The 22,240-nt window shown below is 38.9% G+C and carries 27 protein-coding genes; 11 read left to right on the forward strand and 16 right to left on the reverse strand.

The annotated features are described in order from the left end of the window. Positions 1–49 precede the first annotated feature (49 nt). Entirely contained in the window at positions 50–796 is a 747-nt protein-coding gene (locus QNI29_RS08915) for a carotenoid biosynthesis protein (RefSeq protein ID WP_231416150.1), read from the reverse strand. Between the two features lie 235 nt (positions 797–1,031). Between QNI29_RS08915 and QNI29_RS08920 the strand changes: the two genes are divergently transcribed. Together QNI29_RS08920 and QNI29_RS08925 are read left to right on the forward strand one after the other, a co-directional pair. Further along, positions 1,032–2,729, forward strand: a complete 1,698-nt coding sequence (locus QNI29_RS08920) for a sensor domain-containing protein (protein WP_231416151.1) — start codon at positions 1,032–1,034, stop codon at positions 2,727–2,729. A gap of 13 nt (positions 2,730–2,742) precedes the next feature. After that, complete coding sequence (locus QNI29_RS08925; RefSeq protein WP_231416152.1) at positions 2,743–3,273, forward strand: hypothetical protein; 531 nt, start codon at positions 2,743–2,745, stop codon at positions 3,271–3,273. A gap of 16 nt (positions 3,274–3,289) precedes the next feature. Here the strand turns inward: QNI29_RS08925 and QNI29_RS08930 are convergent, their stop codons facing one another. The 6 genes from QNI29_RS08930 to QNI29_RS08955 form a co-directional block, all read right to left on the reverse strand. After that, entirely contained in the window at positions 3,290–3,802 is a 513-nt protein-coding gene (locus tag QNI29_RS08930; protein WP_231416153.1) for a DoxX family protein, read from the reverse strand. A 269-nt stretch (positions 3,803–4,071) separates the two neighbouring features. Further along, positions 4,072–5,208: a S1C family serine protease gene (locus QNI29_RS08935; protein WP_231416154.1), complete on the reverse strand. Its 1,137-nt coding sequence runs from the start codon at positions 5,206–5,208 to the stop codon at positions 4,072–4,074. 20 nt (positions 5,209–5,228) lie between these two features. Further along, positions 5,229–6,293 (reverse strand): zinc ribbon domain-containing protein, encoded by a 1,065-nt coding sequence (locus QNI29_RS08940; RefSeq protein WP_231416155.1) that lies wholly within the window; start codon positions 6,291–6,293, stop codon positions 5,229–5,231. A 431-nt stretch (positions 6,294–6,724) separates the two neighbouring features. Beyond that, a complete protein-coding gene (gene lepB, locus QNI29_RS08945; protein ID WP_231416156.1) occupies positions 6,725–7,249 on the reverse strand; it encodes a signal peptidase I in 525 nt (174 codons plus the stop codon). Positions 7,250–7,315: 66 nt separating this feature from the next. Next, positions 7,316–7,657, reverse strand: coding sequence for a PilZ domain-containing protein (locus QNI29_RS08950; RefSeq protein ID WP_231416157.1), 342 nt, complete (start codon positions 7,655–7,657; stop codon positions 7,316–7,318). A 76-nt stretch (positions 7,658–7,733) separates the two neighbouring features. Further along, positions 7,734–8,591 (reverse strand): ATP-grasp domain-containing protein, encoded by an 858-nt coding sequence (locus QNI29_RS08955; protein ID WP_231416158.1) that lies wholly within the window; start codon positions 8,589–8,591, stop codon positions 7,734–7,736. Positions 8,592–8,832: 241 nt separating this feature from the next. Here QNI29_RS08955 and QNI29_RS08960 point away from each other — a divergent pair, with 241 nt between their 5' ends. Next, a complete protein-coding gene (locus tag QNI29_RS08960; RefSeq protein ID WP_231416159.1) occupies positions 8,833–9,045 on the forward strand; it encodes an aspartyl-phosphate phosphatase Spo0E family protein in 213 nt (70 codons plus the stop codon). A gap of 28 nt (positions 9,046–9,073) precedes the next feature. Here QNI29_RS08960 and QNI29_RS08965 read toward each other — a convergent pair whose 3' ends face one another. Together QNI29_RS08965 and QNI29_RS08970 are read right to left on the reverse strand one after the other, a co-directional pair. Further along, a complete protein-coding gene (locus QNI29_RS08965) occupies positions 9,074–9,196 on the reverse strand; it encodes a DUF6254 family protein (protein ID WP_231416160.1) in 123 nt (40 codons plus the stop codon). A 33-nt stretch (positions 9,197–9,229) separates the two neighbouring features. Next, positions 9,230–10,399 (reverse strand): aminotransferase A, encoded by a 1,170-nt coding sequence (locus tag QNI29_RS08970; RefSeq protein ID WP_231416161.1) that lies wholly within the window; start codon positions 10,397–10,399, stop codon positions 9,230–9,232. A gap of 196 nt (positions 10,400–10,595) precedes the next feature. On the opposite strand from QNI29_RS08970, the gene QNI29_RS08975 reads away from it, so the two are divergent. From QNI29_RS08975 to QNI29_RS08990, 4 genes are all read left to right on the forward strand, one after another. Continuing rightward, positions 10,596–11,477 (forward strand): patatin-like phospholipase family protein, encoded by an 882-nt coding sequence (locus tag QNI29_RS08975; protein WP_231416162.1) that lies wholly within the window; start codon positions 10,596–10,598, stop codon positions 11,475–11,477. Between the two features lie 185 nt (positions 11,478–11,662). Next, positions 11,663–12,052: a hypothetical protein gene (locus QNI29_RS08980; protein ID WP_231416163.1), complete on the forward strand. Its 390-nt coding sequence runs from the start codon at positions 11,663–11,665 to the stop codon at positions 12,050–12,052. Positions 12,053–12,163: 111 nt separating this feature from the next. Continuing rightward, on the forward strand, positions 12,164–12,388 hold the full coding sequence (locus QNI29_RS08985) for a PLDc N-terminal domain-containing protein (RefSeq protein ID WP_231416164.1): 225 nt from the start codon (positions 12,164–12,166) through the stop codon (positions 12,386–12,388). A 211-nt stretch (positions 12,389–12,599) separates the two neighbouring features. Further along, the gene (locus tag QNI29_RS08990; RefSeq protein ID WP_231416165.1) at positions 12,600–13,508 is read left to right on the forward strand and encodes a chemotaxis protein; all 909 of its coding nucleotides are present in this window, start codon (positions 12,600–12,602) and stop codon (positions 13,506–13,508) included. Positions 13,509–13,621: 113 nt separating this feature from the next. Here the strand turns inward: QNI29_RS08990 and QNI29_RS08995 are convergent, their stop codons facing one another. The 5 genes from QNI29_RS08995 to QNI29_RS09015 all read right to left on the reverse strand — a co-directional run bounded on the left by QNI29_RS08995 (position 13,622) and on the right by QNI29_RS09015 (position 16,403). Beyond that, complete coding sequence (locus tag QNI29_RS08995; RefSeq protein ID WP_231416166.1) at positions 13,622–13,822, reverse strand: hypothetical protein; 201 nt, start codon at positions 13,820–13,822, stop codon at positions 13,622–13,624. 63 nt (positions 13,823–13,885) lie between these two features. After that, positions 13,886–14,377 (reverse strand): YkyB family protein, encoded by a 492-nt coding sequence (locus tag QNI29_RS09000; protein WP_231416167.1) that lies wholly within the window; start codon positions 14,375–14,377, stop codon positions 13,886–13,888. A 108-nt stretch (positions 14,378–14,485) separates the two neighbouring features. Continuing rightward, positions 14,486–15,097, reverse strand: a complete 612-nt coding sequence (locus QNI29_RS09005) for an SCO family protein (protein ID WP_231416168.1) — start codon at positions 15,095–15,097, stop codon at positions 14,486–14,488. Between the two features lie 97 nt (positions 15,098–15,194). Beyond that, positions 15,195–15,428 carry a hypothetical protein gene (locus QNI29_RS09010; protein ID WP_231416169.1) on the reverse strand — a complete coding sequence of 78 codons (234 nt, stop codon included), beginning with the start codon at positions 15,426–15,428 and terminating at the stop codon, positions 15,195–15,197. A 105-nt stretch (positions 15,429–15,533) separates the two neighbouring features. Beyond that, on the reverse strand, positions 15,534–16,403 hold the full coding sequence (locus tag QNI29_RS09015) for a metallophosphoesterase (protein WP_231416170.1): 870 nt from the start codon (positions 16,401–16,403) through the stop codon (positions 15,534–15,536). 175 nt (positions 16,404–16,578) lie between these two features. Between QNI29_RS09015 and fadH the strand changes: the two genes are divergently transcribed. Then, positions 16,579–17,346 (forward strand): 2,4-dienoyl-CoA reductase, encoded by a 768-nt coding sequence (fadH, locus tag QNI29_RS09020; RefSeq protein ID WP_231416171.1) that lies wholly within the window; start codon positions 16,579–16,581, stop codon positions 17,344–17,346. A gap of 73 nt (positions 17,347–17,419) precedes the next feature. On the opposite strand, the gene trhA is transcribed toward fadH, so the two are convergent. Then, complete coding sequence (gene trhA / locus QNI29_RS09025) at positions 17,420–18,055, reverse strand: PAQR family membrane homeostasis protein TrhA (RefSeq protein WP_231416172.1); 636 nt, start codon at positions 18,053–18,055, stop codon at positions 17,420–17,422. Between the two features lie 289 nt (positions 18,056–18,344). On the opposite strand from trhA, the gene QNI29_RS09030 reads away from it, so the two are divergent. Continuing rightward, entirely contained in the window at positions 18,345–19,559 is a 1,215-nt protein-coding gene (locus QNI29_RS09030) for an EAL domain-containing protein (RefSeq protein WP_231416173.1), read from the forward strand. Between the two features lie 79 nt (positions 19,560–19,638). Here the strand turns inward: QNI29_RS09030 and QNI29_RS09035 are convergent, their stop codons facing one another. Next, positions 19,639–20,556, reverse strand: a complete 918-nt coding sequence (locus tag QNI29_RS09035; protein WP_231416174.1) for a cation diffusion facilitator family transporter — start codon at positions 20,554–20,556, stop codon at positions 19,639–19,641. A 601-nt stretch (positions 20,557–21,157) separates the two neighbouring features. Here QNI29_RS09035 and QNI29_RS09040 point away from each other — a divergent pair. Further along, positions 21,158–21,628 carry a DUF3993 domain-containing protein gene (locus QNI29_RS09040; RefSeq protein WP_231416175.1) on the forward strand — a complete coding sequence of 157 codons (471 nt, stop codon included), beginning with the start codon at positions 21,158–21,160 and terminating at the stop codon, positions 21,626–21,628. A gap of 110 nt (positions 21,629–21,738) precedes the next feature. After that, positions 21,739–22,188, forward strand: coding sequence for a cyclic-di-AMP-binding protein CbpB (gene cbpB, locus QNI29_RS09045; protein WP_231416176.1), 450 nt, complete (start codon positions 21,739–21,741; stop codon positions 22,186–22,188). The last annotated feature ends 52 nt before the right edge of the window (positions 22,189–22,240 follow it).

Below are 22,240 nucleotides of genomic sequence, written 5' to 3' on the forward strand. Positions count from 1 at the left end.
AACACCAAGTGAAATCCCCATTCCCAAAAAGAACTTTTATTAGCGGGTATCATAGACTTCTCCTTTTCTTTATGTAAAATGTGATGGTAAAGAACATCACAGACCCTACCACTATAGATGCAAACCAAAGCTGTCCAAGAATGGCAAGCCACACGAACATTCCTTGTACCCCTTCAAACACTAAGAACATACGGAATTCCCAGCGGGGTTCTGATTGGCTTTTCACAATAGCTGGATAGCCGATGAGGTGGAACAAAAGACTTAAGAAAAACCATCCCATAAAATTAGAAAAAGGGATGCTATAATACATACCCGGTTCATCCCAAATCCAATACTCTTTTACATGATAAGCAACCGGATCTAATATGAGATCAATCGATACAGCAAGTAAGCTCCCGGTTAGTAGGAATAAAAGGAAAAACGATTTCCCTTGTGGAGCAATGACTCTGGCAATCTCATGCGATCCCGCTATAACCATTAACCATGCAAATCCAATCGTGATCGGTACACCGCTTATCATGGGGCCGAAGTCTTGTTCATAATGGTAACTCCCAAACCATAAATGATATTGAACGCCGAAATGTTCCACAGCGATGGAAAAGGCAACGATAAACAGACTATATAAAGAGCCGATTATTCCCCCGAATCGCTTAACGAAGTAAATTCCTCCGATACTCCCTGCCACAATTAAGAAAACAGCGTTCGCCCACTCTAAAGCGGGTGGGATGAGGTCAAAACTTAAGAGAATGAACCCACACACATACCAAAATACAAAGAAACGAAATATCCAAACCAAATCTAAATTCCTCCCTTGAAACAAACTCTACATGTTCGTTTCCCTTTCTTCATATAGTTTTACTAAAGATGTTAATTTGATTGTATTATAAAAGGTCTGTTCTGTAGAACTTTTATGCTTTCCCTAATCGTCCAAGAGAGCAATGAGAGTGTTGTCTATGGGATCCTTAACAATTATGATATGATTAAGTAAGAGTAAATCGAAGAAAATGGTTTGAATAGAGCGAGGGATTTGCATGGAAAAATTCCTTCAAAACTTTCACACTTCACAGCTTGTAACGCTTAAGGAATTTGCTAAAGTGTTAACAGATGGAGTCTTTGTTATGAAAGTAGTGAAGAAGGAAACAAAACAACAGTATCTCTACGAATATATGAATGAAGCAGCTATGGACTTAGCCAGGCTATCATCTTATTACATAGGCTCGTCCATTCATGAATGTATGAATTCAGAGGATGCGAATTTTTTACAGAAACAATATGATAAGACGTTTAACACCCATGCTTCAGTTACTTATTCTGATTATGTGATTTTGCCAAATGGACAATTCAAGGCAGAGACGTTTTTATACCCAGTTTTTAATGAAGAAAATAAAATTACCCACATTATTGGAATTACAAGAAATTTAAGTCATTTATCCATAAAAACGACTGAAGTTCGGCATGTAGATCGATTATTTCGATCGTACATTGATAACACAGAAGAGGCATTAGTCATGTTTGATATGGATCAGCATATTTTAAATGTTAATCATGCCTTTTATCAAATGTTTGGCTACAGTAAAGAAGAATTGATGGATGTTAAATTGGAAACGCTGCAGCCAGACCTGCAATCATCCATTCGATCTCACTTTGAATTACTTAATAAAGGTCAAAATATATCCCGGTTTTCTTCTAAGTGGAAACGGAAAGATGGGACCTCTGTATGGATTTCGACTAACTTCACAACCTTGCCTGATGAATCAGGTGAACAAGTGGCTGTTGTGGCGTTTATCCAAGATATTACGAAAGAGAAAATGGCAAAGCAAGCTTTGTCAGAATCACAAGAACGCTACCGATTAATTGCGAACAATACACAGGACTTGATTCAAATGCTAGACCGTGATGGGACGATCACGTATGCATCTCCATCACATGAAATTGTTCTAGGGATCGGCCCCTTCCGTATGATCGGGGGGAGTTTATATGAATACGTGTATTCAGAGGATCAAGAGGAAGTGAAAAGATTACTGCAATACTCTATTCAAAAGAGGCAAAGCGAACGGATCGAATATCGCATGATTCCATCCAAAGGGAATTCGATTTGGATGGAAGCGAGTGTGAAGCCGGTTCTAGATGAGGGAGGAGAGGTGTCGAAAATCATCTTTACTGCCCGGGATATTACAAAGAGAAAAGAAGCGGAGCAATCTTTAAAAGAAATGGCCTATACGGATTATTTAACAGGTCTAACCAACAGAAGAGTCTTTGAAGAATTTCTTCACAAAGCTATTGCTCGCGTGAAGCGTTCGGATCACTATAAATTTGGAATCATGTATTTAGATGGAAATGGATTTAAAAAGATCAATGATACGCATGGTCATGACATTGGAGACGAACTGTTAATCTCGCTTTCTAAAAGACTCCTTTCCATCATACGAGAAGAAGACCTCGTTTCTCGTATTGGTGGAGACGAATTTGCCATCTTACTTCCAGATATTGAATCCCACGAACAACTTGAAAAGATTGCAAACCGAGTAATAGATACTATGAAGAAGCCCTTAGAAGTGGGCGGGCAACAGATCCATTTTGGGTTTAGCATTGGAGTTGCGATGGCTCCAGACGATGCTGAGACTGAGGCTGAGATTCTAAAGAAAGCAGACGAAGCTTTATATGCCGCTAAGCAAAAGGGGAGTACATCCTATATGTTTTCATCTTGGTTTAAGCAACAGGGATCATGATTGGAGGGTTTCTATGGCTTTATTTAAAGAAACAACCATAGAGCACGACTGCGCTTCCTCAATTTTTTTAAATTTGACGTGTAGAAGAGTAGATCTTACTCATGATGTGTGCTTAAAGAGCGGTGAGTATCAAATGATAAAGAAAAGAAGCGAGAAAATGGATGCTCCTTCCTTGCATCTTGTATACCCCTATAAGGACTCAGAAGCAGTGTGCCTTTTTCCTCTTCCATCAAAGATTCCACCTGAAGGAGAAACTTATTTTCAATTTATCCACCTCAATAGTGAAGTAGAGCCGGTTGTGGTGAAAGCTCGGTATGGAGATGAATTAAACCCTAATCTTCACCTTAGGGATACACTAGATCCACTCCTCCTTTATGCACCGATGGATTTGCCTCTTGATCTCACTCATTCTGGTTCAGGAAATAGAGTGGCCTTTGAAGGGTTTGTAACGAAGCCAAATGTGTGGACGCTTTGTATGTATACAGAAAATGAGAAAACGCCTTTTTGGATCGTCCATTTAAGAAACGCCAGGTCACTAGAGTGACCTGGCGTTATTTATATTACCGAAAGGCCTCCGCTGGTTTGTGATGTATTTTTTTCTCAACATTTTTGCGGAGAAATGGAATGACATATCGATCTAAACCATATTTACCAGCATTATACCCAGCAACTAGAATGAAAATAGTCAGTAGAACCATTTGTGGATTTGTGCTTGTTGTACCACTTAGCAAGAAAGCAAAGTTCATTGTAATTCCCATTAGGGCTGCGAATGTGGTGAAAATACCAAGTATAAGAGCAGCTCCTACTAGGATCTCACCCCACATAACAAGGAAGCTAAACAATCCACTGTTCGGAATAGCGATCGTATCTAGAAACGCAGCCCACCAGCCTTGAACGGCAGGATGATCGCCAGTTGCTTTCCCAACAGCACCTTGCAAGAAGCCATTTGCATCAAAACTAGGCCCGGTTAATTTATGAAAACCTGCCATAAACCAAGTGTACCCTAAATAAACTCGAATAATAGTTAAAAGTGCCGCTACAATGTTGTTCTCACGCAATACTTTGTTGAACATAAGAACCACTCCTTTGGTACTAAAGAGTACCATTCATTTTTAGTTGTTCACTCGGGATTCGCCGGCTTTTGGTGAGTGATTTTCTTTACACTTATACTATATCACTTTATGGCATTTGAGGAATAAGTTTGTGAATTGATTCACAAACTGTTCAAGGCTTTATGTCTAATGTGTGACAAGGGGGGAGATGAGGAACAAACAAAAGAGTAAGCGGAAAGCTACCTTACTCTTAGCAGGTGACCCTCCGCTTGCATTTTCCCTTATTACTTTTATTCCCGATTTCCTTTTAACAATTTAAACTGATCATTCTCATAACCAATTAAAAATGATCCCTGATAGGTTTTAGATGTAGTCTCCTGCTTTTCATTATGCACGGTTTCTTTTGCAGTAAAGCTTACATTTACTTGATTCTTATCGTTTACATCAAAGGTTAGATCGGTTAAATCTATGTCGATGGTATGAATGTATTGATCACGAAATTCCTGATACGTCTTCTTAGATTGCCATTCACTTCCTAGCATGGAATAGGCGCTAATGTAGTCGCGCATCAGGATGCTTTCGTGAAAGTAATTGACTAGGTATTTTGCATCTTCCTTTAATTGGGCATGCGTTAGGTCACGGGTTTTAATCGAATTTGTGTAAGTCAAGTCTTTAGAATCTGCTTCCTTGGACCATTTATCTAAACGGTCTTTCACATTTTGAATAGGCAAACTGAAGCCAATTGAGCCCTGTTCAGCTCCTGCCGAGTTGATGGCTATGACTTTTCCAGTATCTTTATGAATTAAGGGACCGCCGCTATTCCCATGGGTAATAGGCGCAGAAATTTGATAAGCATCCTGATAGGAGAAGCCATCAATTGTAAATTCCCGATCAGTACCTGAAATGGTTCCCATTGTAACGGTGGTTTGTAATCCAAGAGGGCTTCCAATTGCTATAATTTCATCTCCAATTTCTCCGATCTCTTGAAGATCCATTTGCATCGGTGTGCGGTTGGAGAGCTGAGGGACACGTAGAAGTGCAATATCTGTATCTTTCCCTACTCCGATTACCGCTGCAGGATACATTCTTGCATCTGTCGTTTTTATAAACACAGTTTCGTAGTCTTTTATGACATGGGCATTGGTGATCACATCGCCTTTTTGATTGAAGACAAAGCCAGAACCAATACTCTTACCCTTACTGCCGGAAGCTTCTATTTGCACAACACTTTTTTCAGATTCATGGATTAATGTTTTTAAATCAACTTTTTTAGGCTGATCGCTTCCTGTTACCTCTTGCGCCAATGCACTCTTTTTTCCAATAGGCGTCTGATAAATTGTTTGATAAATCCATACTAGGGATATGGAGGTCACGATAACGATAAAAACCGTAAAGGTGATTGGGAGTCGTTTAGGATGTTTATTCATCTTCTCACCCTTATTCTTTGTTAGTGTAGAAACCATTTTACTTTACTGATTTTAACCTTAAGGACTTGTTCCACATCATAATGTGTAAACTCAAACTGTCCTGTTTCATCTGGATATAATGTATCAGGATATACATATACTTCATTTGTCTCCATGATTTCTCCTTCTGAGTTAAGAAGGTTGTAGGATAGAGAAACAGAGTTAATCGGTACTGTAGCGACGCTTTTTAACTTTCCTTGAACAACAAGGTGATTCTGATCATCTAATGTTGCCTTAATCGTCGCAACTTCAACTGCATCATTTTTATTCTTCTTTTGTTCTTCTTCGGCTGCAACCATTGCTTGCTCAATTCGATTTTGCTGGGCTGTTTCAAATGCTGTCTTTTCCTTTTCAATGGTTGTCCTTAAACTTTGAAGTTTTTTACTTTCAGGTGCAAAGCGTAACCCTTCCTCCACGTAACTTCTGGCTTCTGAAAATTGATTTTGCTTTAAATGCTTATTAGCATTAGAGAAAGCATGGGAGATAATTTGCTCCTGTACCGATGAAGCCATAGACTGAGCTTCATCATTTTGTATGTCTTCAATTTGCCAAAGTACACTTTTTAAATACGATATGGATGAATCCTGTTCGACGTTATCTTGTATTTGATATAACTTTGCTTTATTTCGAAGTGTAACAATATTTTCAATAAGGTTTCGTACCAGTTCTCCGTCCATATTCTTCAATTGACTTTCAGCTTGATCAATCACTTTAAGAGCTTCCTGATATTCCTTTTTGGATATTTGATACTTGGCTTCATCTAATAACGACTCAATCTTTATGGCAAGTTCCATGTATTGTTTATTTTGTTTGGCTGCAGGGAACTGATAAGATAATTCGATTGCTTCATCAAAATGATGGAGTGCAGAATCAAATTTGCCCTTTAATGCTAATTCTTCTCCTTCTTCAAGCTTTTCTTGAGCCTTTGCAGATTGGTGATCAATAAACCAATACGAGCCGCCTGTTAATAGAAGGGAGAAAAGGAGTACAGCCAAGGGCAATGCCCACCATATATTAAAGGTATTGTGTTCGTTTCCAGATCTCATATGAATGTCTTCTGGAATCTGTCTTCCACATGAGACGCAGTAGCTTTCATCTGGATGAATTCTAGTCCCGCAATAGGGGCAAAAGGCCATGTTTTCACCAGCTTTCGTACATCGATCATTGATACTAGTAGTTTATCATAATGTTTTTGTTAAGATCACCCATATTTTTGAAATTCGATTATGATAATCCTGTCCATCTTGGTAAGCTGACAAATTTTTGTTTGAAAAAATAAATATTTTATGGCATTTTCTGATAAAATACAAATGAACGTACATATTAGGGGGTGGATTGAATGGGTGAAATGTTTGAAGTGGTGTTTGGAATTGTATCCTTAGTGATCCTGCTAGTGAATATTGGATTTTGCATTTTTGATCATGGTTAAAATAAACGAAAGCCCCTTCGACAAATCGAAGGGGCTTTCTTACATTCATTAGCGTGTCCAGTTAAATTCATCAAATGGGTAAATGACCAATTCTGATCGTCCGATGACTTCATCATGGTTAATAAAGCCAAGTCCATTACGGCTATCTTTAGAAACAATCCGATTATCTCCCATTACGAAATATTCATCTTCAGGAACTTCCTTTTCAGGAAAAGCTCGAGTTCCTTGAATAGCTTGTTGATTGAGGTAATCTTGTTCTACTTTCTCACCATTTACATATAAAGTGTGATCTTCAGTTACTTCAACCGTATCACCAGGCAAACCGATGATACGTTTTACATAGTTTTTGGTTGGACGTTGGATGATCACAATGTCTCCTCGTTCAGGTTCACCTACTAAATAAACGAACTTATTATACATAACACGCTCGCCATCTTCTAAAGTAGGATCCATACTGGTTCCCTCTACAATGGATGTGGCAAACACAAAATGCCGTATCGCAAATGCGAGTATAAGGGCAAATCCAATGGCCTTTGTCCAGTCTAATATTTCCTTTAAGATTTTATTCTTCAAAAGTGATCTTCCTTTCGTCTCCTGCTGAGAACTTCTTACTCCATGGTATCATAAAAATGGAAAGGTTTAGATATGATTTTTAGCATATTGTTTTAAGGTTTGCACGAGCGTTTGTCTCCACGTAGAATCGGTATCTAAATCAATTCCTACTTGAGGCACTCCCGCAATCGATTTTACCCACTTCACAGTCCCGACTGCTGAAAACTCTTGATCAAGAAGGGTGAAAAAGACATGGACGGTATCGTTTTCCTTTGTCTGAAACGATTGTAATAGTTCAATGCGCATTCCATGCTGACTGATATCCCAAATTTTCATGTCAACTTTGTTTTCTGCTTCAGGGTTCTTTACTTGTCCCATAACAGGAGTCCCGAACGTGTATCGGAATGGTTCATTTCGTTTAAAATACATAGAATCTCCCCTTGAAGTAAAATGGAAAAGCACTCTTATTCAGCTTTAGCCTCGGAAGAATGCTTTTTTGTTTGTATTATGAAATATGTTTGTCTCCACTAGGTAATGTTGGAGATGGTTTAAGAAAAGTACTCGTTAGATATCGATACATCTCTCGTTCAGGTTCGATGCCACTTTGGGTAAGACCCTGGTTTCCGAAAAGAACATTAAATTCTAAAATATAAGGTCTTCCTTCGATAAGCAAGACATCAAAGCCAGCATAATTAATGTTGAAGGTATGACATACCTGTTTAACGAGTTCGATCACTTCTTTAGGAATCGCATCGTATTCGATATGGCCACCTCTGGCGATATTATGATGAAATTGTCCATGTTCTGCAACTTTCCAATAGCTGGCTGTAATCGTAGTGCCTACCATACATACTCTTATTTCACGATCTGTTTCGAGCCATTCTTGTACATAAAGGGTATCCGTTTGAGCCCTGTAATGATGGAAGGACTCCAAATCTGTAATAAGATACACACCGTTCCCCATTGAATTCCTGGGCTCTTTCCCAACAAAGGGGAATCCAAAGGTCTCAATAATTTCCTGAGCTTTTTCATCCGTATTGGCATGAATTTCCGTATAGGGAAACGCATGGGGAAAAGCAGCTTGAATGGCACGGGTCATATCGACTTTATTATGACCTAGTACAATGGTTTCGTAACTAGGGAATATAGCCTTATTCCAAGCATGCACAATCATAGGCAACTGCCATTTCTCTGGGAATAAAATCAGGTCTGCGTCTTTAATCTTATCTGCTTCCTTAAACGTATGTTCGGGCTTAATATACGTAATACCTGGCAAACCAATTGTTCGGTATGGCTGAAATGAAATCATGTTCATCTTCATCTTCTCTTTCTCTAATTCATTCGTAAAACCAAAACTAATCAAATTATAAAAAGATTCTATGAAAATAGCAATAGGAATATTTGTCGAAAATTGCCAAAGACCAATGAGTATGACAGGAGGTTCTGATAGATTTTGTCTTATTTTGCGATTTCCTTTACAGGGGATCATTTGTTTGCCATAATGAGTTCAGATACAATATGTGGTAGTAAATAGTTCCGTGCATGTCAATATGTAACATTTTTGCGCTAGATAGGGATGGTGGAATCGTTTAATCTGCCATCGATTGAAAACGTCAAGGATGGAAGAGAGGGTGGGAGTTGTGGTTGCTTGCTTATTAACGAAAGTTCAATTGTTAGATCGAATTGAAGGAGTACGAGAGCGTATGATTATAGTTGCGGAAAGCCAGGGGTTAACGAGTGAGGAATCATTAAAACTCAGCCATGAATTAGACGAATTAATCAATACCTATCATAAACAAAATGCAAATCAAAAATAAAAACAGTAGGCGAGCGCCTACTGTTTTTTTATTTCTTATCTTGATTTTGTTCCTCACTGAGTTCCTCGAAGCTTTTAACTTTGCCATGTGGACTTTGTTTTTCTTTTCTTTGGCGTAGAGCACGCTCTTTACGTCGTTTTTGATGGCTCATGTTTAATCACCTCAATTTTAGGATGCCTCAGATTTAATTGTTTATGAGCGCAGTTTCTGTCAAGTATTCCTCTAATCGGTCTAAAGCTTCTTTCAATGTATCGATGTTATAGGCATAAGATATTCGCATGTAACCTTGCCCGTATGAAGAGAAAGCATCTCCTGGAACCAGGGCTAGCTTTGCTTTTTCCACCAGATCTAGACCAAAATTAAATGAGCTTTCTTTAAGACCAGGGAAATAGGGGAATACATAAAAAGCGCCACCAGGTTTTGTACAAGGAACTCCCATTTTTGTAAGACGACTATACACGTAATCTAAACGCTCTTTGTATTCTGTACGCATGGCCTCTGTGTCTGCTTTTCCATCTTTGATGGCCCTGAGGGCAGCGTGTTGACTAATAGAAGTAGGGCAAGATACGTTATACTGATGAACTTTTAGCATTTCTTTTGAAAGCCATTCAGGAGCTAACGTATAACCAATTCTCCAACCGGTCATAGAATGAGATTTTGATACGCCGTTAATAACGATGGTTTTGTCTTTCATTCCTTTAAATCTGGCAATCGATGTATGTGGTTCATCGTAGGTTAACTGGCTATAAATTTCATCAGAAAGAACAAATATATCGCGGTTTTCTAAATAGTCTGCGAGGGCTTGAACTTCTTCTCTATTCAAAGTGGCTCCTGTCGGATTAGATGGATAAGGAAGCACAATGCATTTTGTCTTATCAGTAATATGTTGATCTAATATATCCACTGTTAATTTAAAATCTGTGTGAGTTGTATCTACATGAACAGGATGTCCACCTGCAAGACGGATACACGGTTCATACCCTGGGTAAATAGGGGCAGGCAGAATGACTTCATCTCCTGGAGTTAAAATGGTTCTGAATGTAAGATCAATGGCTTGTGAAGCCCCTACAGTGGTAATGATTTCTGTTTCAGGTTGGTAGGAAAGACCATATTCTTGATCAGCAAATTGGGAGATAGCTTCTCGAAGAGGTAACATACCAGCGTTATGGGTATAAGATGTTTGGTTATGTTGTATGGCTTCGATGCCAGCTTGTTTAATATGCTGAGGCGTTGGGAAGTCAGGCTGCCCAATGGTTAATGAGACAACTCCTTCTTTCCCTGAAACCATGTTAAAAAACTTTCGGATCCCTGAAATTTGTATTGATTGTAAGTGCGGATTAATTAAATGATGCACTGTTGTCACCTCCGGTATTCATAAAGACGTCCTACGATGAACGTTTTAATCATCATCATAACATGTTTCACACGGTTGAAGGAAATCCAAATGCATACTTATGTATGCTACTTTAGGTGTATCAATTTTTTTATTTTCATGAGTTAAATTGTTATAATTGATCCATAACGGAAACGTTCGAAAGGGGAGATCGAGTATGGAGCAAACAGGGTTAGTGTTAGAAGGTGGGGGCATGAGAGGTGCTTATACAGCTGGAGTTTTAGACTTTTTCCTAGACGCGGATCTCCACTTTCCTTACGTGGTTGGGGCATCAGCCGGAGCTTGTAACGGTACATCGTATGTCGCAAGGCAAAAGGGACGCAATTACAAAGTGTTAGTAGAGTATGGAGGGCACCCTGAATACATATCCTATAAGCGTGCGATTACGAAACGAGAGCTATTCGGGATGGACTTCATCTTTAATAAACTTCCTAATGAACTTGTACCATTTGATTATGACGGCTTCTTTCAACATTCTAAAAAGACGAAATTCGTGGTCGGTACTACAGATGTCCATACCGGATTGCCAATGTACTATGATTTCTTTGAAGACGGACCTACATTACTATCATTGATCCGTGCTTCGAGTTCCTTGCCTTTTATCGCCCCTATGATCCATCACGAAGGCAAGCAACTGTTGGATGGAGGAATTGCGGATCCAATTCCTATTTCGGCTTCTCTTCAAGAAGGGAATACAAAGCACGTGGTGATTTCCACACGGAATCCTGGATATCGAAAAGATAAGATGAAATTCTCCTGGCTTATGAAACGTAAATTTAAAGATTATCCAAATTTAACTCAGGCACTTGAAAATAGGCACGAACGATATAATAAAACGGTCGAACAAGTAGATGATCTTGTAGAACAAGGAAATGCCTTTATTATTCAACCTAAAAAGCCACTGGCTGTAAGTCGAATCGAAAGGAATCGTGACAAATTACATGCCTTGTACCAACAAGGGTACGAGGAAGCCGAAAGTCAATATGAGGCCTTGCAAGATTTTTTAACGTCTTCTGCTCGTTCAGTTTCGATGAAATGAAATAGGCTTTATTTATAATAAAAGAGTGGATGGGCAAAATCAATTGCGATTTTGCCCATTTTTTTGTCTGTTCTCTAGAAGAAGGCGAAGGGTGCAGGTTGGGGCCATTTCTTTAGATTCTAGTAACGTATAATCATCACCCTTCATGACGATACTTGTAGCATCAAAGGGCAGGAGGTAAAAGAATGGAAGGTTTCTTAACGTTTGATTGGCTTATTAAAGATTCACAGTTAGCACCACTTGGTATAACCGATCAGCACTTACACTTTTTTTTCGCAATGGTTTTAATTATCTTATTCTACAATATCGTTCGTCCCATCATTTACTGGATGATCTTATTAAAGTGGGATAGGTTATTAAGCTATGTTCTAGCTGCATTAGTGGTGCTCTTTATACTTGCATTTTATGAAGTATATCAAGGGGTTAGCGGAACAGGGGAAGTTGAAGTTCGTGATGTATCGAATGGCGCTCTTGCTCTCATTTGTTTCGGAGGGTTTGTAGTTGTGACCTTTGCTACAGAGCGATTGGTGACGTATATTAAACAACACAAAAAACAAAAACCTAAGAGTGTATAGAGGTATGTCCTCCTTTTTGTTTGAATGATATGGTGTGCGGGGTACAAAATAAGTGAAACGTTGTACTCGATGTAACCGTACATATGGTATGAATGAAAAGGAGGAGATCCCATGTTAGGCGCAGCAACTGGATTAGGGATAGCTGGATTATTTTTAGGTATTATAGCTTTTGTATCGATCGCACTATTTGTATTAAATATTATAACGAGTATTTGGGCATATAGAGATGCGCAACGCAAAGGGAAAAGTAAAGAATATGCGATTGTTGTATTAATATTAACAATTATATTCCCTTTTATTGGGCTAATTGTATATTACTTCATTCGAAATGACTAAGAGTTAAGGTGCTATTGTACCCGTTTTGTAGACGAAGCCTTTTAAGGTTTCGTCTTTTTATATTACGAAATCCTCTTATTTACACCACTAGGAGGAAAGATATTTTAATCTGAATGGGAACATGCGACGTTTTAACAAGAAGTGCCTATGAAAATATTGGGGTTCCTTCTATAATAGAGGAAGGTTTACCATATTTTGAGGAGGTTTTTTAGTGGAAACGTATGATAAAGGGATCTTATTAGAAAGTGGAACAAATGAGTTAGAGGTCGTAGAATTTGGAGTAGGACAGAACAAATTCGGAATCAATGTCATTAAAGTCAAAGAAATTCTGAATCCGGTTCCTGTTACCAAAGTTCCTCATGCTCATCAATCCGTTGAAGGAATTATTGAAATTAGAGGAGAGGTAGTTCCGGTTGTTGATGTGGCTCATGCACTAGGTTTTCCTCCTTCTGATCAACCAGAGTTAGATAAATTTATTCTAGCAGAGTTTAATAAAACCAAGATCGTCTTCCATGTACATACCGTTACGCAAATTCATCGCATCTCATGGGAAAATATTGAGAAACCAGGTAAGATGTATCAAGGGTTAGAAACACAAATCACAGGAGTCATTAAACGAGAAACTGAGATGCTCCTGATGTTAGATTTTGAAAAAATGGTAGCTGATATCAACCCGGATTCTAGTATCAACGTAGATCAAATGAAAACGCTAGGGGTCAGAGAAAGATCACAGAAACGAATCTTGATAGCTGAAGACTCTGCTATGTTAAGAGCTATGTTAGAAGAAACTCTTGGAGAAGCAGGCTATGAAAACATACGTTCATTTGAGGATGGGAAGGAAGCAATTGACCATCTTTTGGGTCTTGTAGAAGAGGGGAAAGCTGTAGAAGAGGAATATCAGCTTATCATAACGGATATTGAAATGCCTCGTATGGATGGCCACCATTTTACAAAGCAAGTTAAAGAGGACCCTAACATGCAACAGATCCCTGTAATTATATTCTCGTCGCTTATTACAGATGATTTAAGACATAAAGGGGAAATAGTGGGGGCTAACGATCAAATATCAAAGCCTGAAATTGTCGAGCTTGTTAAAAAGATCGATCAGTTAATTTTGTAAGTAGTATCGCTTTGGATAATTTTTTACTTATAGCCCTAGATGATTTGGGGCGGAGGATAAACACTAAAAAAATCGGCGAGTAGCCGATTTTTTTTATGGATGAAAATTTCAATTTAATAGGTAACTTTTTCATGCATGCTTTCGTACCATTTTGTAACCTCTTTATTGAGCTCCCTAGGCGTTTCTGTGAAAGGGGTATGTTTATTCACAAGAATTTTTTCCTCTTCACTTAGACGTTCATAGGCATCTTTCATTTCCTCAGACCATTTCATAAACTGATAGAGCTCATACATAAAATTTTTCATTTCATTCACGTTCCATCCCTCCTTACTACAGGAATTCCTTTCCTTGAGAAAGATGAAACGTTTCAATCGGTTTTATCTTCGTCGATCTTTTTGATTCCATGAAACTAGTTGTCCCCATGGTGCATAGTGGGGATTGCGATAAGGCGACTTCGTCTGTTTCTTATAATTCGGCTCTTTATCACTATAATCTTCCTCCCAATTTAAATAGCGATAGAGCACCTTTTTCGCTCTTGTTAAAGAAAGACTTGGTTTGGGGTTTCGATAGGATTGATCGATGTTTCCTAAGTGCTTAAGCGCTTGGAAGTCTTCTTTTCGCGGGGGGATATGGAAATAATAATTAGCAACTTGTACCAAAAGGGTGGAATGCTGATGGCTATATTTCGGGTGGTCGGAATAGTGGAGGCCGATCTTTTTGGCTTGCTTCTGAGTGATTAATTGCTGAATTGCTTTTTTCTTAAGCGTGTATAAATGTCTTGGGTCTGGTGCTGTTTTGGCATGGCGGTTAACGACATATAACGCTTCTGCAATTTCCTGAGTAGAAGAATGTTTTACTTCATTTTTCAAAAAACTTCCTCCTTTTTCTTAACTACTACCATCGTACAAAAGCTGATCTTAAAAAGCAAATTTAAAAAATGATGAGAGTCCTCTTAATGAAGAAGACTCTCATTTCTGCTATTGAATATAGTTTTTTAAATCTTCAAGTATAGGCTCCATGTTATTAAAGTCGGTGCCAATATAGCTCTTAATCGCTTCACCCTCTGGTGTAATAATATACATTCTTGATGAATGAGCGAAATTGTAATCTACTTGGCCCTCAGGAGCATCCTGTCTTGGGATTTTTTCTACCATAGATTTAAATGATTTAACTGAGAACTCTTTAATCGTTTCAGGTTCATAGCCTGTTAGGAAATGCCAGTTAGAGAGGTCGGCTTCGAATTTACCTGCAAAGTCCTTTAACACTTCTGGTGAGTCATATTCTGGATCAATGGAGAAAGAAACGAAGTTTACGTCATCTTTTAATCCAGCTTCCTCAACCATTGTTTGTAAGCGAGCCATATTATTAGTCATATTGGGGCAAGCATCTGTGCAGTTTGTAAAGATCATATCTGCGACCCAAAAATCTCCTTCTAGATCTTCTTTTGAAACGGTTTCCCCGTCTTGGTTTGTAAATTCGAAATCTTCTACATCATAAGAGAAATCTCCCTCATAATCTTTTGAATTAGAGCAGGCTGCTAATAAAACCATCATGAGCAGAAGTATAGCTCCAGTTGTATATCGTTTCATATCCCATCCCCCATTGTGCCTCTATTATATATCTACAGAATATTTTAACATGAAGCAAAGAAGGGAAGCTATGAACATTTCGTGAAACGACTATCTCTTAATAAAATGGGCGGTAGAAGGGACGGCACCCAAATGGACGACAAGGGTATGGCGGATAGTATGGGTAAGGTGGATAGAAGAATGGCGGTCTAAATGCTCCGTAAAATAATGGAGCTACCGCTAATCCTGTCAGAAATGGAAAAAATGGTCCTATAAAACGTTCATCGTTTTGATGACTTCCGTTATTATTTCGGTAGACCCCTTGATTATAGGCAGCAGGATAATGGTGCATAGTGGACTCTCCTTTCACTCTAGACTCTTTAATCAGTCTATGAAAAGGTAAGGAGTTGTGAGCCTGTATTTAAATGGAATAAGGCTGCTTTCAACAGAAAGCAGCCTACGTTTGTTTTAATGTATGAATCGTGTATTCAGGACGGCATAAGAATCGGTATGGTTCCCTGGTTGTTCCAATTCCGCGACTTACATATAAAGATAGAGGAAAGGCACCAATAGAATACCACCCCTCCACGTATCGTTCTGCTAAAGGAGGTGTAACCAGGTGGCCTAAGAAGGGGATTTGTACTTGTCCTCCATGACTGTGGCCTGAAAGCTGTACATCCACCTTGTAGTGCTTAACTGATTCAGCATAATCAGGCTCATGACAAAGGAGGATGGTAAAGAGCTCATCGTTATTTCCTCCAAGGGCTTTCTCAATATTAGGTTTCCCCAACATGACGTCATCAAGGCCTGCTAAGAGAATCTGCTCTCCTGAATTGTCAATTAAAGCTTGATTATTTTGGAGCAGTGTAAATCCAGCTTCCTTCATCGTGTTGGCAATTACTTCTGTGCCATAACCCCCATGGTCATGGTTTCCGTAAATCCAATACTTACCCATAGGTGCTTCTAGCTTACTTAATATAGCGGCAACTTTTTCAAAAGTTAGAGTTGTTTCCTTGTCAGGTGCATCAATAAGATCCCCTGTAAATAATAAAAGGTCAGGCTCGTGAGATTGAATCGATTCTATAAGTTGCTGGAATTGTCCCAAATCATAGTGGAATCCAATATGCGTATCGCTAAATTGTAAAATCTTTTTATTATGAAAAGAGGCGGGGATCTTTGCAGAAGAGATGGTCTCTTCTTGGACGGTAAGCATAGATGGCTCAACGTACCGAGCGTAATAATAAGTGCCCCCTCCGATACCAAACAAACCTAAAACGCTTCCGAAAAGGCGCTTCATGAATGTTCGACGAGTGATAGGTTTTGACATAATTCGTTCACGCCTTTTATCCATTTCATTCCCGTTAAGGGATAGTAGCATTATAGCATGTCTTAATCATTCATATCGTTCATTTCAATATATGAAATGAAATTGAAAAATTAGAATGGTTTGAAAGGGTTTTCATGGGTGTGTAAAGAATTTATATGCAAAGGAGGAATGGCTCATGAAAGATGAAGTTGTCATTGTGACAGGTGGATCAAGTGGTATGGGGAAGTATATGGCTCAGAAATTTGCAGCAGAAGGAGCCAATGTGGTTATTACAGGCCGGAACCAGGAGCGGCTGAACGAAGCAAAAGCTGACATTGTAAAGAACACAGATGGGAACGTTCACACGATTGTCATGGATGTGAGGAAGCCAGAGGATGTAGAGAGAATGGTGGAAGAAACAGTTCAAACTTACGGTGGTCTCGATCATCTTGTTAACAATGCTGCTGGAAACTTTATTTGCCCTGCTGAAAAATTATCTGTGAATGGCTGGAATTCGGTCATTGATATCGTTTTAAATGGTACCTTTTATTGTTGTAAGGCAGCTGGGGATTACTGGATGAAAGAAGGAACAAAGGGAAATATCTTAAATATGGTTGCTACATATGCATGGGACGCTGGAGCTGGTGTCATCCACTCGGCAGCTGCCAAGTCAGGTGTTTTATCCATTACACGAACGCTCGCTGTAGAGTGGGGATACAAGTATGGAATACGTACAAACGCCATTGCCCCAGGCCCAATCGAACGAACAGGTGGTGCTGATAAGTTATTTGAATCAGAAGAAGCCGCAAAACGAACTTTAGAATCTGTACCCTTAAAGCGTCTTGGACAACCAGAAGAAATAGCAGAGTTAGCCAACTTTATCCTTTCTGATAAAGCGTCTTATATGAATGGAGAAGTGGTTACTTTAGACGGAGGACAATGGTTAAATAAGTTCCCATTTTAAATGAGTGGGCTTCTCAGGATTGAATAGACACATAAGTAAAGAGACAATTCCCTATAGGGAGTTGTCTCTTTTTTTATAATACATAATAGAAAATCGTGAAGAAATGCATGGCAGAACCGGCCAATACGAATAGGTGCCAGACTGCATGATGAAACGTGAAGCTTCTCCACACGTAAAAGATTGTACCCACCGAGTAAAGGACACCGCCTACCACTAAAAGGACTAAGCCTCCAAAAGCTAATTTTGTAGCAAGAGGGTTCCATGCTAGAACGATAATCCAACCCATCAAAACATAAAATACAGTTGATAGGACTACAAATTTCTTCACAAAGAAAACCTTAAACACGACTCCAAAGATCGCAATACCCCATACAATTCCGAATAACGTCCATCCTAAAGGACCTCGCAATACTACAAGTAACAATGGAGTATATGTGCCTGCGATAAATAAGTAGATGGCAGCGTGGTCGAAAATCTCAAATAGATCTTTCCATTTTCCATCTGGCATGCCATGGACCATAGTTGAGGAAAAATACAAGAAGATCATCGTTGCACCATAAATGGATACCGATACGATCTGCCAAGCATTTCCGTTCATGGAGGCATTTACAACCAACAACACTAAAGCAGCAATACTTAGTAAAACACCAATACCGTGTGTGACAGCATTTACAATTTCTTCTCGCTTTGTATACGTATGTGTTTCCACATTCAGAACCTACCTCATTCTTAATTTCTTTAATTATAACGCTTTTTAACCTTTTCTACCAAATCTTTCTCTCTTAATAAAGAAAATCTTTACTTTTCTTGCACCTAGCTAAACGTTGATCGGATTTCAATGGTCGTGCGTGAAGGGGCTTTAAAACCTCACGCTATCCGCAGATGGCTTCGAGGGAAAACTTTTAAAACTGCCTATATCTTTTCCTAGAATTCCGATAAAATAGTACAATAAAGAAATGAATGAAGACGTAATTGGAAGAACCAGGAGGGATGCGCGCGTGGATCCGTTAGATGTAGTCAGTCATTTAGAAAGAGTCAAACCTGTGTATCAGCCTGTTTTCTCTGCTGTAAAGCACGATATCATCGGATATGAAGTGTTAGGGAGATACTGGCATGAAGGAGAATGGGTCAGTTTAGGGACATTTTTCCATGATGCTCAGGTACCAGAGGATTTTAAATTAGAGGTAGATCAATATATTCTGCAAATGGCTATTGGGGATATGGTTGAACATGATATGAAAGGCAATCTATTCATTAACCGAAATGCCAAACAGCTTATGCTTGAAAATGGTGAACCCTTATTGTCCACCTTGCACGATTATGAGGACAAAGGTTTTGACATGAGTCGGATAGTTCTTGAAATCACAGAACATGATTTTGATGAAGATTTTGAAATGTTGAACCATTTATTGCTTTACTATAAAACATACGGGATCCAAATTGCTGTTGACCATGTGGGCGCGAAGAGCTCGAATTTAGATCGGTTACGCCAATTAGAACCCCATATTCTTAAAGTTGATTCAAAGATCCTTTCAGGGGTCGACTCTAGTGGGTACCAGGACATCATTTATTCTCTTTCTATGCTTGCAAGAAGGATTGGGGCAGCGCTACTATTCGAGAATATCGAAGATTCATATCAGTTATATTATGCCTGGAAACATGGGGGACGTTATTATCAAGGGTTCTATTTGGCACGACCTTCATTTTCGTTTCTAGAACCATTCAGCCAGCAGCCCCTTATTAAAGAGCAAGTGGATGGCTTTATTAAACGAGAGAAGAATCTAATAGAGGAACGCCTTGCTCATGTTCTTCGTTGGGATCAGAGAGTGAGGGGATTGTTGGATCACTGGGATGGACCGAAACGAGTGGACTCTTTCTTAGAGAGGGTGACCGGGTATTTTGATGAAGAAAGTTTTCGGATGTACGTATGTGACAGCAATGGGCGTCAAATTTCTTCAAACTTTAGAAAAAGGGAAGAAGATTGGGTCAAAGAGATCGATATCCTCGGAACGAATTGGGCATTTCGACCGTACTTTTTAGAGAATATGGTACAAATGAGGTTGTGGAATAAAGGGAGGCTTTCTGAGCTTTATTCAGATATTGAAACAAGAGAAATGATTCGTACCTTTAGTTTCCCATTATCGGCCCATCATTACATATTTATAGATATTAAGTATGCTTATATATATGACAATGAGTCCTTGCTGATCTGATACTCTTAAGTTCGATCTACACATAAAAAGGAGCTTGGAATTTTCCAAGCTCCTTTTTTTCATTCTTCAGTTGCTGGTTTTAATTACAGCAATCATCTTTTTCATGGGGGAGCACAGATTGACTTTCTATTTGAATGGTAGAGTGAGTGATTTCGTGCTCGCTCTTTAATAGCCCTACTGCCTTCTGGAGTAATAGGTCACGTTCACATTCCTTGTCCACGACTAGATGACAGGTTAGGGCTGGGAATTCATTGGTGATAGACCAGATGTGGAGGTCATGAACATCCACTACGTTTGCGAGTCCTTTTAAATCTTCATGGACTTTTTCTACGTTTATTCCTTCAGGTTTTCCTTCCATTAAAACGTGGAAAGAATCTTTTGCAATGCGGTACCCACTTGTAATGATAAGTAAGGCTACGAGAACACTTGCAATGGGATCGGCAATATTCCAGTTGAAGAAATAAATAAGAATACCTGCGATAATTGCACCGATAGAGCCAAGCAGATCCCCTAACACGTGTAAGAAAGCACTTCTAAGGTTTAGATTTTCTTCTGTATCCCCTCTCATAAGGATCCAGGCAACGAGGATGTTTACCACTAACCCTATGAAAGCAACAATCATCATTCCCATACTGACATTAGGTGGATCTAAAAAACGGTTGTAAGCTTCCCAGAATATATATAGAGAGATAACGATTAATGTTACCCCGTTTAAGAAAGCGGCCAAAATCTCGAATCGTTTGTAGCCGTATGTCTTCGCTTTTGTAGCAGACCGTTCTCCTACTTTAAATGCTACTAAACTAAGGCCAAGGGCTGCTGCATCACTTAACATGTGACCCGCATCTGAAAGTAAAGCGAGACTATTCGTTATGATACCTCCAACAACTTCTACAATCATAAAACCAAATATAAGAATGAAACTCCACATTAAGGCGGTTTTGTTAGCGCCATGTGAGTGGTCGTGCCCGTGGCTATGACCATCGTGAGAGTGTCCCATTAGAAATCCTCCTATTTAAATATGTTGAGCGTGTTCGATTGCCTGGTTTAATAAATGGAAAACGTGATCATCAGGCGGATAATAGTCCATTTCGTTTTTATGCTCATTCAATGACATCACCCCTTGAAGTTATATGATCATATGTTCATATTAACATCCTATCTTCTTAGATGTATTCGGAATGTACGATATTGTTTCCCCGTAATCTTGCAAAATATGCTTCATTTTTCAATTCTTTTTACTTTGTAGGACTTCTTCGTCAATCATCACCATTATTTGGGTCTTTTTATGAAAAGCGTAGGGAGGCTTGTCTATGGGTGGGGGGATTTTACGAACGAATCTACCTCAATTGCATAGGCTATATTGATAGAATGAAGATAACCAATAAAGAGAGGGATGTCTATGCATTACCACTGTAATCATTGCTGTTCTTTATCTACTGACCAATACAAATGTCCTACATGTGGTCACGATAAGCTAAAGCCGATTCAAATTGAAGTACACAATAATCCAAAAGAGAAAGAATAGTAGGTGAAGCGGGGCGTGCTGTGATGAGATTCAAATCAGGTACGTCTCTGTTTAATTTAAGGGAGGACGGGGTATGAGGAAGTTTGTATTGTTCGGATTAATGTTTGCAGTGGTGATCGCATTTGTGTCATTTAAAACCGTACAAGCAGGTCAGGAATCAGACGTCGAATGGAAACGTATTCTCAAAGAAGCCCATCAAGTCCAGGCAGAGTATGCTAGCAAGCAATCTACTTATAGTGAGATCCGAAGTGAATTTATTAAATGGTTTACTAAAGATAGCATGATGACGGTATTTGTGGAGCATCTTATTATGGACGGAGATGTTTTTCAATTTGGTACGACGGATTTCTCTCCTTATATCATTCCGAAGAATATAGAAGGTTTTTCTGTGATTGAGAAACAAAAAGATAGGATTGTAGTGAAGGAAGACAAACAAAAATCATCAGAATTAATGGGAGAAAGCAAGATCCAAAGAATTATTACGATCTCTAGAACAGATGAGGGATGGCGTATTTCAAAACTTGAATGGGATCAAGAGGTGTAAGTTATGTTATCGTTTTCTTATAGAGTGTGTTATAATAATTTTCGGGATTGATAGAGCATTTAACAATTGCTTACTCCTCCGTGTGTGAACAAGAAGGAGTGTACGAACGTATGATTAGTTTGCAAAGAGAAGAATTAGAAAAATACCATGTCGGAGACTTAATGATTCCATCAGAAATCGTGGCTCATGTTCAAGGAGGTAATCCATTAGAACACGCCCTGTTGGTCCTGGTGAAATCAGGATATTCTGCCGTTCCTGTACTAGATGCGAAATACCGATTGCAAGGAACTATAAGTAAAACCATTATTATTGAGAATATGCTTGGAGTAGAGCAATTTGAGCTCGATAAGCTATCTTCTGTACGCGTAGAAGAAGTGATGAATACAGATATACCGTGTTTAAAGAAAGAGGATAGCTTTTCAAAAGCTTTAGGAGAAGTGGTTAACCATCCATTTGTTTGCGTGGCGGACGATGAGGGTTATTTTGACGGGATCCTAACAAGAAGAGCCATCTTAAAACCATTAAATAAACACTTTCACACATATAATAATAAAATGTAACATTCGGAGGTGTTCTCTTATTGAGGACACCTCCATTTTATACTTCATGTAA

Source organism: Pontibacillus chungwhensis, assembly GCF_030166655.1.
In the GTDB taxonomy this organism is placed as follows: Bacteria; Bacillota; Bacilli; order Bacillales; family BH030062; genus Pontibacillus.